The 11703-nt window shown below is 69.3% G+C and carries 12 protein-coding genes and 4 pseudogenes; 8 read left to right on the top strand and 8 right to left on the bottom strand.

Annotated features, from left to right (window positions below; translation table 11 throughout):
- The first annotated feature begins 54 nt into the window (after nt 1-54).
- Nucleotides 55-990, top strand: coding sequence for a LysR family transcriptional regulator (locus OG858_RS03290; RefSeq protein WP_086750398.1), 936 nt, complete (start codon nt 55-57; stop codon nt 988-990).
- 232 nt (nt 991-1222) lie between these two features.
- Here the strand turns inward: OG858_RS03290 and OG858_RS03285 are convergent, their stop codons facing one another.
- On the bottom strand, nt 1223-1372 hold the full coding sequence (locus OG858_RS03285; protein ID WP_327723255.1) for a substrate-binding domain-containing protein: 150 nt from the start codon (nt 1370-1372) through the stop codon (nt 1223-1225).
- 409 nt (nt 1373-1781) lie between these two features.
- Between OG858_RS03285 and OG858_RS03280 the strand changes: the two genes are divergently transcribed.
- Nucleotides 1782-2528, top strand: a complete 747-nt coding sequence (locus OG858_RS03280) for a phosphotransferase family protein (protein WP_319266208.1) — start codon at nt 1782-1784, stop codon at nt 2526-2528.
- Between the two features lie 398 nt (nt 2529-2926).
- A complete protein-coding gene (locus OG858_RS03275) occupies nt 2927-4021 on the top strand; it encodes a tartrate dehydrogenase (RefSeq protein WP_319266206.1) in 1095 nt (364 codons plus the stop codon).
- Nucleotides 4022-4142: 121 nt separating this feature from the next.
- On the opposite strand, the pseudogene OG858_RS03270 reads toward OG858_RS03275, so the two are convergent.
- Both OG858_RS03270 and OG858_RS03265 read right to left on the bottom strand, forming a co-directional pair.
- Nucleotides 4143-4493 (bottom strand): annotated as a pseudogene (locus tag OG858_RS03270) (TetR/AcrR family transcriptional regulator); the annotation flags it as partial.
- Between the two features lie 130 nt (nt 4494-4623).
- Entirely contained in the window at nt 4624-5091 is a 468-nt protein-coding gene (locus OG858_RS03265; RefSeq protein WP_328545155.1) for a winged helix-turn-helix transcriptional regulator, read from the bottom strand.
- Between the two features lie 95 nt (nt 5092-5186).
- Between OG858_RS03265 and OG858_RS03260 the strand changes: the two genes are divergently transcribed.
- On the top strand, nt 5187-5687 hold the full coding sequence (locus OG858_RS03260) for a PaaI family thioesterase (protein ID WP_086746475.1): 501 nt from the start codon (nt 5187-5189) through the stop codon (nt 5685-5687).
- Between the two features lie 195 nt (nt 5688-5882).
- Here the strand turns inward: OG858_RS03260 and OG858_RS03255 are convergent, their stop codons facing one another.
- The gene (locus OG858_RS03255) at nt 5883-6011 is read right to left on the bottom strand and encodes a hypothetical protein (RefSeq protein ID WP_328545375.1); all 129 of its coding nucleotides are present in this window, start codon (nt 6009-6011) and stop codon (nt 5883-5885) included.
- Nucleotides 6012-6110: 99 nt separating this feature from the next.
- On the opposite strand from OG858_RS03255, the pseudogene OG858_RS03250 reads away from it, so the two are divergent.
- Nucleotides 6111-6293: pseudogene (locus OG858_RS03250) on the top strand (helix-turn-helix domain-containing protein); the annotation flags it as partial.
- A 104-nt stretch (nt 6294-6397) separates the two neighbouring features.
- On the opposite strand, the gene OG858_RS03245 reads toward OG858_RS03250, so the two are convergent.
- Both OG858_RS03245 and OG858_RS03240 read right to left on the bottom strand, forming a co-directional pair.
- Nucleotides 6398-7051, bottom strand: coding sequence for a response regulator (locus tag OG858_RS03245; RefSeq protein WP_086746476.1), 654 nt, complete (start codon nt 7049-7051; stop codon nt 6398-6400).
- A complete protein-coding gene (locus OG858_RS03240; protein ID WP_330346584.1) occupies nt 7048-8202 on the bottom strand; it encodes a sensor histidine kinase in 1155 nt (384 codons plus the stop codon). The genes OG858_RS03245 and OG858_RS03240 overlap by 4 nt, the downstream gene beginning before the upstream one ends.
- Before the next feature lie 123 nt (nt 8203-8325).
- Here OG858_RS03240 and OG858_RS03235 point away from each other — a divergent pair, with 123 nt between their 5' ends.
- Nucleotides 8326-9051 carry a class I SAM-dependent methyltransferase gene (locus OG858_RS03235; protein ID WP_086746477.1) on the top strand — a complete coding sequence of 242 codons (726 nt, stop codon included), beginning with the start codon at nt 8326-8328 and terminating at the stop codon, nt 9049-9051.
- Complete coding sequence (locus OG858_RS03230; protein ID WP_086746478.1) at nt 9048-9728, top strand: DedA family protein; 681 nt, start codon at nt 9048-9050, stop codon at nt 9726-9728. Before OG858_RS03235 ends, OG858_RS03230 begins: the two co-directional genes overlap by 4 nt.
- Here OG858_RS03230 and OG858_RS03225 read toward each other — a convergent pair.
- Nucleotides 9698-10042, bottom strand: a pseudogene (locus OG858_RS03225) (response regulator transcription factor); the annotation flags it as partial. The gene OG858_RS03230 and the pseudogene OG858_RS03225 sit on opposite strands and share 31 nt — an antisense overlap.
- A 143-nt stretch (nt 10043-10185) precedes the next feature.
- On the opposite strand from OG858_RS03225, the gene OG858_RS03220 reads away from it, so the two are divergent.
- Nucleotides 10186-10719 carry a hypothetical protein gene (locus OG858_RS03220; protein WP_143677083.1) on the top strand — a complete coding sequence of 178 codons (534 nt, stop codon included), beginning with the start codon at nt 10186-10188 and terminating at the stop codon, nt 10717-10719.
- A gap of 8 nt (nt 10720-10727) precedes the next feature.
- Here OG858_RS03220 and OG858_RS03215 read toward each other — a convergent pair.
- Nucleotides 10728-11598: pseudogene (locus OG858_RS03215) on the bottom strand (IS5 family transposase).
- Nucleotides 11599-11703: the final 105 nt, after the last annotated feature.

The following is an 11703-nucleotide window of genomic DNA, read 5'->3' as shown; positions in this document are numbered from 1 at the left end:
ATCCAGCCGGTGAATACCGACGGACGGGGCCCGGCTCCGGAATTGGGATGCTTCGTGAACTTGGCCAGCCTGGACCTCAACCTCGTCGTTGCCCTGCGCGCACTCCTGCAGGAGCGCAACGTCACCAGGGCCGGCCAGCGCATCGGGCTCAGTCAACCCGCGATGAGCGCGGCCCTGGCCCGGCTGCGTCGCCACTTCGACGACGACCTGCTCGCCCGGGTGGGCGGAGGGTACGAACTGACCGCCCTCGGGCAGGCCCTCCTCGACCGAACCACCACTGCATGCGACCTGCTGGAGCGCGTCTTCGCCAGTCAGGCCGAATTCAACCCCTCCCGCGAGGAACGCGAGTTCACGCTGATCGCCTCGGACTATGCGGTTGCTGTATTCGGCATCGAACTCGCCCGCACCGTCCAAGCCGAGGCACCAGGCATACGGCTAAGGTTCAAACAGGTACCGAACGAATTCATCGACAGCACCGGGTCGCTGCTCAGCAGCGTGGACGGGCTGCTGCTGCCCCACGGCATCATTCGCGGCTTCCCCACGGTCGAGCTCTACCAGGACAGCTGGGTCTTCCTGGTCGCGGACGACAACCCGGAGGTCGGCGAGCAGCTCACCCTCGACGACCTGGCCCGGCTGCCGTGGGTGACGTACCAACGAGCCTACGACGCCCCCGCCGCCCGCCAGATCGCCATGCTCGGCATCGAGCCGCGCGTGGCGGTCTCCGTCGACAGTTTCCAGCTGATGCCACTCCTGGTCGCAGGCACCCGTCGGGTAGCTCTCTTTCAGAGGCGTCTCGCCGACGAGCTGGACGGAATGGCACCCGTCCGCATCATGGAACCGCCCTATGACGCCGTGCCGCTCCAGCAGGCCTTGTGGTGGCATCCGGTCCACATGCACGACGCGGCGCACATGTGGCTGCGGGAGACGACGACCCGGGTCGCCGAGATGATGGAGGCCGGTCGGCCCATGATCTCCCGTCCGCCGAAATGAGGGTGGGGCATGCCGCACAGGCAAGGGACACCGCCAGGCCGCGGCCAACGCCGAACGGGCGTCCGCCGCTTGGAGCCGGTTCGAGTAGTCGCTGCTGCTCTGGCTGGAAGGGTTCACCGGCCGGTCCCGTACCAGCGGCGACGATCGCCTGCTCGAGCTGCGTGTACCGGTTCGCGTCCCCGGGATGGGCGGGCAGGTAGTCCCGGAAGATCCGCTGGTTCCGACTCCGCAGTCAGGTAGGAGGGCCGCTGCTGCCCCGTACAACCAGTTCGGGCTCCAGCGCGACCAGGGTTCCTGTTCTCGGCCCGCCCTCGATCTGGGCGACAAGGAGTTCCAGCGCGCGACGCGCGGCCTCGCCGAAGTCATACCGCACCGTGGTCAACGGAGGCCATGCGTATGCGGCCTCGGGGATGTCGTCGTAGCCGACCGGGCTGGCGTCGCGCCCGGCACGTCACGGCCCGCCTCGTGGAGGGCACGCAGCACGCCGTGCAGGCAGCCTGAGGAGGGAGGGGGCCTTCTTGCGGTGCAGGGCAGGAAGATCTACGAATCTGTACCCGATGCGCCAAGTGCTCGGCAGACACCTCCCCGTACTGCTGGAGCTGGTTGGCAAAAGTGCAGGTCAACGTGATGCTCCGGAGATACTTAGGACTCCTGACAAAAGTGGTGGGCTTGACCTGGTCAGAGGTCGGTGTCGTGCACGAGGCCGCCGGGTAGCGGGACGCGGTCAGCCGCGTTATCGCACGCGATAAACCTGGCGACGTCGGCGATCATCCCCGGGATACTGGTCGCCCATGGATGAGGTCGAAGTCGTCGTCGCCCATTCCGAGCGCGCGACTCTGCGCGTCGGCGACGTGTTCCTGAAGGTGGACGCCGATCAGGCGCGCATCGACGTCGAGGTCGAGGCGATGTCCCTCGCGCCGGTCCCGACCCCGGAGGTCCTGTGGCACAAGCCGCACGTGCTCGCGATCGCCGCACTCCCGGGGACGACGCTTGGGCGCCTCGGCGGGCCGTCGACCGGGTCGCCGGCGGCGTGGGCCGCGGCGGGCGCCACCATCCGGAAGCTGCACGACGCGCCGCTGCCGCCCCGGCCCGGCGGGGCCGGCCGGAGCATCGTCGCGCTGGCGGCACAACTCGACGACGAGTGCGAGTCGCTCGTGACGAACGGCCTCCTGCCCGCCGACCTGGTCACCCGCAACCGCCAGGTCGCCGAGGCCGCGCTGCGGCCGTGGACTGCGGCGTTCACGCACGGCGACCTGCAGATCGCGCACGTCTTCGTCGACGGCGACGAGGTCACGGGCATCATCGACTGGTCCGAGGCGGGCCAGGGGGATGCCCTGTACGACCTCGCCACCTTCACGCTCGGACACGAGGAGCACCTCGACGACGTCATCGCCGGCTATGGCACCGACGTCGACCTCGACGTGATCCACGCGTGGTGGTCGCTGCGAAGCCTGCTGGCAGTTCGCTGGCTGATCGAGCACGGCTTCGACCCGTTCGCGTCGGGCTGTGAGGTCGACGTGCTGAGATCCCGGATGTGAGGCCAGCCTGATGCGCAGCATCGTGGACGACATCACCGCGGGCGGCACCGGAACGGAGATCGTGACGGTCGTGGACCACCGCACGTCGACGCGGTCGGCTCGATGGGGGCGACCACGGCACCGCATCGGCGGGCCAGCCGAGCCCAGGCGGAGGGCAGGACCGCGACGCCCACCCCGGTGCCTCCACGTGGCGATGGTCAGTCTGCCCGCGCACCTCACACCGGCCGCGCGGGCGTTCCTCGCTCTCACCGGGGCGCTGGCGGAGCGGCGGGCCCGTACTGCGTGACGCAGGACCGATCGGCCACGCCTATACGTCGTATCGAAAGCAGGTCTTGGACGCACCGCGAGGTCGGTGTGTTGACTCGAATCCGACCGCACGACGCGAGCCGGAGGCACCCATGACAGCCGCACCCCGCACGTTCCGTATCGCCGCCATCCCCGCCGACGGGGTGGGCAAGGAGGTCGTCGCCGCCGGGCGGGCCGTCCTGGACGCCCTGGCCGAGAACTCCCGGGACTCCGCCGAGCCCTTCGCCTTCGGCTGGGAGGAGTTCCCCTGGGGCTGTGAGTACTACGAGCGCACCGGCAACATGATGGACGACGACGGCCTGGAGCAGCTCAAGGACTTCGACGCGATCTACTTCGGCGCGGTCGGCTGGCCGACCGTCCCCGACCACGTCAGCCTGTGGGGCTTGCGCCTGAGGATCTGCCAGAACTTCGACCAGTGGGCCAACGTCCGGCCCGTGCACTTCCTGCCCGGCGTACAGAGCCCCCTGCGCAAGGCCGACGACACCGAGCTGGACTGGGTCGTCGTCCGCGAGAACAGCGAGGGCGAGTACGCGGGTCTCGGCGGCCGCAACCTCTCCGCTCGCGGACAGGGCGGTGAAGTCGCCGTCCAGTCCGCCCTGTTCACCGAGGTGGGCTGCGAGCGGATCATGCGGTTCGCCTTCGATCTGGCGTGCACCAGGGCGCGAAAGAAGGTCTCCTCCGTCACCGAGAGCAACGCCCAGCAGTACGGCATGGTCCTGTGGGACGACGTCTTCAAGCGCGTCGCCGCCGACTACCCGAACGTCGAGACCGAGAGCGTGCTCGTGGACGCGATGTCCGCAAAGTTCGTCCTGCGCCCCGAGGATCTCTCGGTCGTCGTCGCTTCCAACCTCAACGCCGACATCCTGTCCGACCTCGGCAGCGCCCTGGCCGGCAGCCTGGGCCTGGCGGCCAGCGCCAACCTCAGCCCCGAGCGCCGCTTCCCGAGCATGTTCGAGCCGGTCCACGGCTCCGCCCCGGACATCGCCGGGCAGGGCCTGGCCAACCCCATCGGCGCGGTCGGCAGCGCCGCGCTGATGCTGGAGCACTTCGGCCTGCCCGACCAGGCGGCCCGCCTGAACAGGGCGATCGAGGCCACGACCGCCGCGGGCATCCTCACCCGCGACGTCGGCGGCACCGCCTCGACGGAGGATGTCACCAAGGCCCTCATCGACGCTCTCAACGGCTGACAGTCACATCCCGCGGGGCCGCTTCACCATCACGCGAAACGGTCCCGCCTTGTCAGGGCTTCCGGGGCAGGCCGAGGGGGACGGTCAGTTCGCCGATGCACTGTTCGAAGAGTGGTTCCATGTCGATCAGGGCGGCGGAAGGGCATCCGAGGCCGGGGCGGTCCCGATGGGCAGGCGACAGATACTCGCGAATGAGGTCCTCGAGTCCGCGCGGCCGGGCCGGAGGGTGCCGTACCTCGCGACCCGCGTGCGCAGTTCGTCGGCCACGACATGGGCGACGAGGTCGTCCTTGGACGCGAAGTGGGCGTAGAAGGCACCGTTGGTGAGCCCTGCACCCGACATCAGTGTGGAGATGCCCGAGCCGTCCATGCCGTCCGGCTTGAACCGGTGGCCGGCCCTCTCACCGGTGGCCGGCCCTCTCGATGATGCGCTGCCGCGTCACCTGCTTGTGCTCCTTGGCGTAACGCACCACGAGCTCCCTCCATTCGCTCCGTCGGGCCGACTCGTAGCCGGCCCAATTCATGACCTGACGTATGTAATATGATGATCGGTGTGCTAATTCCGCTGCTGATCAGTGGTCGTGCGGACCGGTGGGCGATGACTCACGATCGGAGGCGGGCCCCTGGTCCCGGTCGGGCGGTGACTTCCGCGGGGGTGAGGGCGGAGTGTTCCGCGGAGCATTCGACGACGACGCGGACCGGGGCGTCGCAGTCGGTGTGCCGGATGTCCAGTACCGGCCCCTCGGAGCTGAGGGCGTAGGCCTCGCCCCACTGGGTCAGTGCCATCAGGACGGGCCACAGGTCCCAGCCCTTACGGGTCAGGCGGTACTCGTTGCGGGGGCGGCTGCCGGGCTCCTGGTAGGGGACGGTCTTCATGACGCCGGCCGCGGTCAGTTTCCGGAGCCGGTCGCTGAGGACGGCTTCCGAGAGGCCGATGTGGCGGTGGAAGTCGTCGAAGCGGCGGACTCCGTTGACGGCGTCACGCAGGATCAGCAGCGTCCATTTCTCTCCGACCACGTCGAGTGTGCGCTGGACGGGGCAGTTGTCCGTGCTCGCCTCAATCCACTCCATACCGCCATCGTAAGGTCCCTGGCTTCGTCATTGACAGTCAGGTGAGGTGGAAGCTAGCTTCACTTGTAAAAGTCAGATGGGAAGGTGCTCGGTTCGTGGGACGGATGCGTACGTATCAATGGGAAGATCCCGCGATTCTTGCGGAGGCCGCCGGACGCATGGCCGGCATCGACTTCCTGCGCGAGCTGAAGGCGGGGCGACTGCCGGGGCCGCCCATCAACTACTCCATCGACTTCACCCTGGACGAGGTGGAGCCCGGCAGGGCGGTCTTCTCCCTCACGCCGGGTGAGGAGCACTACAACCCGATCGGCAGCGTGCACGGCGGCATCTTCGCCACCCTGCTCGACTCGGCGGCGGGTTGTGCCGTCCAGTCCACCCTCCCGCAGGGCATGGCGTACACCTCGCTCGACCTGACGGTGAAGTTCCTGCGGCGGATCACGGTGGAGACGGGTACGGTACGCGCCATCGGCACGGTGGTCAGCAAGGGCCGTCAAACCGCCCTCGCCCAGGCGCAGTTGGTCGACGTGAAGGACCGCCTGCTCGCCCACGCCACCAGCAGCTGCATGCTCTTCCCGGTGCCGCCCTCCCAGGGGTGACCCCGGCGGCGACCGGTGCCTGTGAAGTGATGCCGGACTCCTTCGCCCTCGGTGGAACGCCGGGGGCGAAGTGAAACTGCTGCGGCGCACGTCGGTGGCGGCCCCTGACTCCTCGGGTCGCCGGGCCGTCGTGCGCCGCAGCTGTGTCGAGGCGCTCAAGGGCGGCGGTTCCCTCGGGTGCCGGGCTGCCCTTCGTCAGGCGGCGTGGGTGGGGTGGTCGGTGCAGCCGGTCGCGCCGCCGCCGTAGAAGGTGTTGATGTCAGGAGTGTTGAGGGGTGGGCCGGAGCGTACGCGCTCGACGAGGTCGGGGTCGGCGAGGGTCATCGAGCCGACGGTGATGACATCGGCCAGGCCGTCTTCGATGTCCTTGGCGCGGGTGGGGATGTCGGCACGGCCCCGGTTGAGGATCAGTGTGGTGGGCCACGGCGGCGCCTACTCGCCGGCCACGCCACCGCGGCCCAGATCGCTCAGGCGGTCGGATACGTGAGCGCCACCCAGTTCAACCGCGAGTACCGCAGCACCTACGGCCTCCCGCCGGGCCAGGACGCTACCCGGCTACGCACTCGACACACCCACAACCGCACTGCCACGACATGGCGGGCATAGGTCCGGGTCCTCAGACGCCGACTGTGAGCACAGGCAAGGACATTCAAGGCTGTAACAAGGCTTCCGCCGGGGATCGGCTCGACGGTATCGGCCCGACAAGGCAGTCATGATGAGGCGAGGCCGGCGTCGCGGGCCACGAGGGCGGCCTGGACGCGGTTGGTGACTTCCAGCGCGGTCAGGATGCGGCTGACATGGGCCTTGACGGTGCTCTCGCGCATGGCGAGGCGAGTGGCGATGTCGGCGTTGGTGTCGCCGTGCGCGAGCAGGGTGAGCACCTCGCGTTCGCGGGGGGTGAGCCGGTCCAGCCGGGCCTTGGCGGCGGTTGCTTCGGGCTGGTTGGCGGCGTGGTAGCGGTCGATGAGACGGCGGGCCGCGGTGGGGTGGAGCATGGCCGAGCCGGCGGCCACCAGGTGGACGGCGCGCAGTATTTCGGCGGGGTCGGTGTCCTTCAGCAGGAAGCCGTCGGCTCCGGCGGCGAGGGCGTTGTAGACGTACTCGTCGAGGTCGAAGGTGGTGAGGATGATCACCTTCGGCGGGTGGGGAAGGGCTCGCAGGCGGGCGGTGGCGGTGATGCCGTCCATGCGGGGCATGCGTACGTCGACGAGGGCGACGTCGATGCGGTGGGCGGTGGCCTGTTCGATGGCCTTCAGGCCGTCGGGGGCCTGGGCGACGACCTCGATGCCGGGGTCGCCGTCGAGGAGGTCGGCCAGGCCGAGGCGGACCAGGGCGTCGTCGTCGACGATCATGGTGCGGATCATGTGCGGGTGCCGTTCTGTTCGATGCCGGCGGGGTGGGGGATGCGTGCGGCCAGCCGCCAGGCGCCCGCGCCGGCCGGCCCGGAGTCCAGGTGCCCGCCGAGGGCGGCGACACGTTCGCGCAGGCCGACGAGTCCGTAGCCGCTGCCGACGGTGTCCGTGCGGGGAGTGCCAGGGGGGTTGGTGACCTCGACGAGAGTGGCGGGTGGCCCGTAGCCGATGCGTACGGTCACCGGAGCGCCGTCGGCGTGCTTGCGGGCATTGGTCAGTGCCTCCTGGACGATGCGGTACACGGCCAGGCGGTGAGTGGTGGGAGCCTGCTCGGGAGGGCCGTCGGTGGTCAGCTCGATGTGCTGGCCGGCGGCGCGGGCATCGTCGGCCAGTTCCCCCACTTCCCTCATCACCGGCGTGAGGGCGGCGCTGGTCGGCGAGGCGTCGGAGTCGCGCAGTACACCGAGAACATCGCGCAGATCGGTGAGGGCTTCGACGGATGTCGTGCGCAGCAGGCCGAGGCGTTCGGCGATCGGTGCGGGCAGTGTGTCGCTCTTCGTGGCCAGCACACCGGTGTGCAGGGCGATGAGGCTCAGGCGGTGGGCCAGGACGTCGTGCATCTCGGCGGCGATGCGGGACCGTTCCGCGATGCGGGCCGCTTCCTCGCGCAGCTGGGACTCGACGCGTAGGTGCTCGACGTCGGCTGCCAGCGCCTGGACCAGGCGGCGCCGGCTGCCCAGCCACAGCCCGACGAGCACGGCCAGCACCGGCAGGACCAGCGTGGCCGCGTAGGACTGCGCCGTCCACAGGGAGGTGGCTTGGTAGCTGAGCAGGCTGGCGCCCAGCGCGGCGACTGCGCAGCCCACGGCCGCCCGCGCCCGGCGGTCCACAGCCAGGTCGAACAGGGCGATGGCCAGCATGGGCAGCAGCGGCCGTCCCCACCATGCCGTGGCCACGGTGACCAACAACGGCGCGACCGGCCATCGCAGCCGGGGCACGAGCAGGGCCGTTCCGCACACCAGGGCTGTGATGATGACGGGGGCCAGGTAGCCCCCTTCGAACGCTATGTCGTTCAGCGCGGCGGCCAGCACGCACAACGCCACGACTGCCCCACGCCCGTAGGCCGCCCACCTGGAGCCTTCTCTGCTGCTCACCTGGCCCATGCTAGGCAGACCGGTGCGCGATTCCGTCTGACGATCGGCGATACCCATCCCCTACTTTCGTAGGGGGACGCCGTCGTAGAACGGCGGATCCCATGCCGGGCGCGGCTTTCTAGCGTCAATTCCATGAACGACTGGACCACTTCCCACGACCGTGTCCTGGCGCAGCGCAATGCCGAAGGCTGGATGTTCCTGATCGAGGCGGCCCGTGATCTGCGCACCACGGGTGCCATAGCCCCCAGCGGCAAGGCCCTGGCCCGCGTGCTCACCGACCCCGTACGGGCTCAGGCGCCCCACCCGCTGGCAGTCCTGGAAGCCGGTGCCGGCACCGGCCCGGTCACCCGGGCCCTGATACCGCAGCTGTCCCGAGGCAGCCGCCTGGACATCGTCGAGGCCAACCCGCGTTTCGCCGCGCGACTGCGCCGTCTCGTCACCACGCACCCGCACCTGACAGGCGCGTCTACGCAGGTGAACGTGCATCAGACGTACGTGGAGCAGCTCGACACCGACCAACGGTACGACGTCATCGTCTCCGGGCTGCCCCTGACCAACTTCACGCCTGCGCAGGTCGAGCGCATCATGGCCCGCTACCTGGAGCTCCTCCACCCCGGTGGCACACTGACCTACTTCGCCTACCTCGGCACCCGCAGGGCCCGCGCCCTGACGGCATCGCGAGCCGAAGCCCGCCGCCACGCCGCCGTGGACGAGATCATGGCCGGCTACCAGCGCACCTACGCCACGGGCCGCTGGACGGTATGGGCCAACCTTCCCCCCGCCTACGTCTGGCATCTGCAACGACCCTTCGTCTCCGCGGACCAACTCGCGCCGCGGCCGGACGGGGCGAGTCGGTGAACGCGCTCTCCGACATCCTCGGCCACCTCTCGCCGGCCGCGGCGTACACGGTGGTGGCCGCTGCGGTCCTGGCCGAGTCGATCCTTCTGATCGGTGCTTTCGTCCCGACGCTGACCCTGCTCCTGACCGCCGGCGCGCTGGCCCGCACCGGCCACGTCAACCTTCTCCTCGTCATCGCAGCCGCAGCCGGTGCCGTGGTGGCGGGTGACTTCCTCGCCCATCGCACCGGCAGGTACCTCGGAGACCGGCTGCGCGGCGGCCACATGGGCCGTCGCGTTCCGGATGCCGCGTGGGGCAGGGCCGAGACGCTGATGACGCGCCACGGCGGCCGGGCGGTCTTCGCGGCCCGCTTCCTGCCGGTGGTGCGCACCCTCGCCCCGCACTCCGCGGGCGCCACCCGCCTGCCCTACAGGCGCATCGCTCCTTACAGCGTCGTCGCCGCCTGTGTGTGGGCCACAGCGGAGGCGGGTGTCGGATACGCCGCCGCGACCTCTCTCCAGCGCGTTCTCACGCTGGGCGGCCCCGCCCTCGCCCTGGTCGCTCTGACGGCGATCGGGGGCTCGCTGCTGTGGCGAAGAAGGCGCCGCCCGTCTCCTCCGACCCAGGAAACGGCGTCCGAGCCCGCCACGAAGCCCTCCGGCCATGCTCAGGCGGGCCTGACGCGGCCGGCGTCGTAGGCGAAGATCACGGCCTGGACCCGGTCCCGGACCCCGATCCTGGTGAGGATGCTGCTCACGTGTGACTTGGCGGTGGACTCGGCGAGGGAGAGGCGTGCGGCGATCTCGGTGTTGCTCCAGCCGGTCGCGACGGCGGTGGGTACTTCGCGTTCGCGGTGGGTGAGGCGCGCCGACTGCCGTTGCTGTTCGGGCGTGTGGCCCGGCAGACGGCTGCTGAAGGCGTCGATGAGCTTGCGGGTCGGACCGGGTGAGATGACGGCGTCGCCGGCGGCCACCGCGCGGATGCCGGAGACGAGTTCGTCGGACAAGGCGTCGACCACGGGCCAGAGCCGCTCGTTTGACAGACCCAAGCTGCAGGCGTACCGGCCGCGGCCTTAAGAGGTCGTTTCCTATGGTGCCATTGCGGCTGTCGTGCCTGGGGGCACCCTCCATCGGGGTGGACAAGGGACCGGGGATCGTGGACGAGACGTTTGACGCTGTGGGAGAAGCACTGTGTTGCGCCGCAGCCATTCGCCTGGGCGGAGCCGTGCAGGTGCTGACCGGGCGATCTGGCCTGCTTGATCACTACGTCCCGATCATGGCGGGAGTGGAGAGCATCACGGCATTTCTTGACGGCAAGGAACTCGACGACGACTTGCTTGGTTCTGCGTTTGCCGAGAGCTGGTCCCTGGGTGCCAGGTACCCGGCAGGGCTCGCGGGCCGTGTTTTCGTTAACGACTGGTCGCGTCTGGTGTTCGGCACGGTGGGGCTGACCAAGGCAAAGCAGCAGAACTTCGGGGCAGCTCAGGCGCTGGACTTCGCCTCGCAGGCGGCGGCAGCTTGGCCGTCCGCCGTCCGTATCTGCTCCTTCGACAGCATGGCCCGCTTTGAGCTGGCTTGCCAGCTGGAGGCGGAGGACCGGCTTCGGAAGGACGGTCTGCCCGTTCTGTGGAAACTGGCGGAAGTCAGCTCGAAGCAGTATCGCCAGGCGGCGGAACAGCTCATCGGGTAGTCGACGCCTCAGCCTGTGAGTCTTCGATAGCCGATGAGGATTGCGGCTAGACCGACGAAGGCGAGGAAGTGTTCGGCCTTGCGTTCATAGCGGCGGTGCGGCCGGCGGCAGCCTGACAGCCGGGACATGGTTCTCTCGACCACTCAACGGTGTCGACCCAGCCGTTGCGAGGACTCGATGCCTTTGTGGGCGATGCGGTGGAAGATTCCGCGCTCGCGGAGCCATCGGCGCAGGTGGTTGTAGTCGTAGGCCTTGTCGGCGTGTAGTTTCGCCGGTCGTCGACGCCGAGGGCCACGGCGGGAGCGGACGGCTGGGATGCCGCGCACGAGCGGCTCCAAACCCAGGCTGTCGTGCATGTTGGCACCGGAGATGCCCAGAGACAGCGGCAGTCCGTTCCGGTCCATGATCGGTGAATCTTCGATCCCAACTTGCCGCGGTCAGTCGGATTCGGTCCGGTCAAGGGCCCTCTTTTGTCGCCCGCACGCTGACCGAGTCGATCGCGCAGCGCGACCAGTCCAGCTCACCACGGGCACCGAGCTCGTCGAGGATGACGCGATGGAGCCGGGCCCAGACCCGGGCCCGGCTCCATCGCGCAAAGCGTCGATAGACCGTGGGCCAGGCCGGACCGAACACAGGGGGCAACTGCCGCCAAGTGCAACCGGAGGTCGCCACGAAAATGATCGCCGCCAGCGTCTCCCGGTCGCCCGCCCGACGCCGCCCATTGCCTTCCTCGTAGAGCCCGGTTCGGGCTCGTGGCCTCCAGGGCCGGTATGACTCGTTGCCCCTGTCCTTGATGATCCGGCGGGGTGCTGTCGCCGGTCCTGGCGGCACCACCCGCCGGAACAATACCCACAACTCATCCGGCACCAGCCGCTCCACCAGGTCCACCACGAACGGCCCAACGAGCCATCCAGCCAGCGGTGTCTAAGGCGTCGCCGGCGGTGGTGCGACCTGGGCGACGACGAGTTGGTCGCTGAGGTCTCC

The organism is Streptomyces europaeiscabiei (assembly GCF_036346855.1).
In the GTDB taxonomy this organism is placed as follows: Bacteria; Actinomycetota; Actinomycetes; order Streptomycetales; family Streptomycetaceae; genus Streptomyces; species Streptomyces europaeiscabiei.
Note: the sequence above shows the minus strand (reverse complement) of the source record. Positions and strands in the feature narration are given on the sequence as shown.

Coding starts and splice junctions, on each gene's coding strand:
- OG858_RS03280 (WP_319266208.1), top strand. CDS start 1,782: ATGGATGAGGTCGAAGTCGTCGTCGCCCATTCCGAGCGCGCGACTCTG.
- OG858_RS03245 (WP_086746476.1), bottom strand. CDS start 7,051: ATGATCCGCACCATGATCGTCGACGACGACGCCCTGGTCCGCCTCGGC.
- OG858_RS03255 (WP_328545375.1), bottom strand. CDS start 6,011: ATGACCCTCGCCGACCCCGACCTCGTCGAGCGCGTACGCTCCGGCCCA.
- OG858_RS03235 (WP_086746477.1), top strand. CDS start 8,326: ATGAACGACTGGACCACTTCCCACGACCGTGTCCTGGCGCAGCGCAAT.
- OG858_RS03240 (WP_330346584.1), bottom strand. CDS start 8,202: ATGGGCCAGGTGAGCAGCAGAGAAGGCTCCAGGTGGGCGGCCTACGGG.
- OG858_RS03265 (WP_328545155.1), bottom strand. CDS start 5,091: ATGGAGTGGATTGAGGCGAGCACGGACAACTGCCCCGTCCAGCGCACA.
- OG858_RS03275 (WP_319266206.1), top strand. CDS start 2,927: ATGACAGCCGCACCCCGCACGTTCCGTATCGCCGCCATCCCCGCCGAC.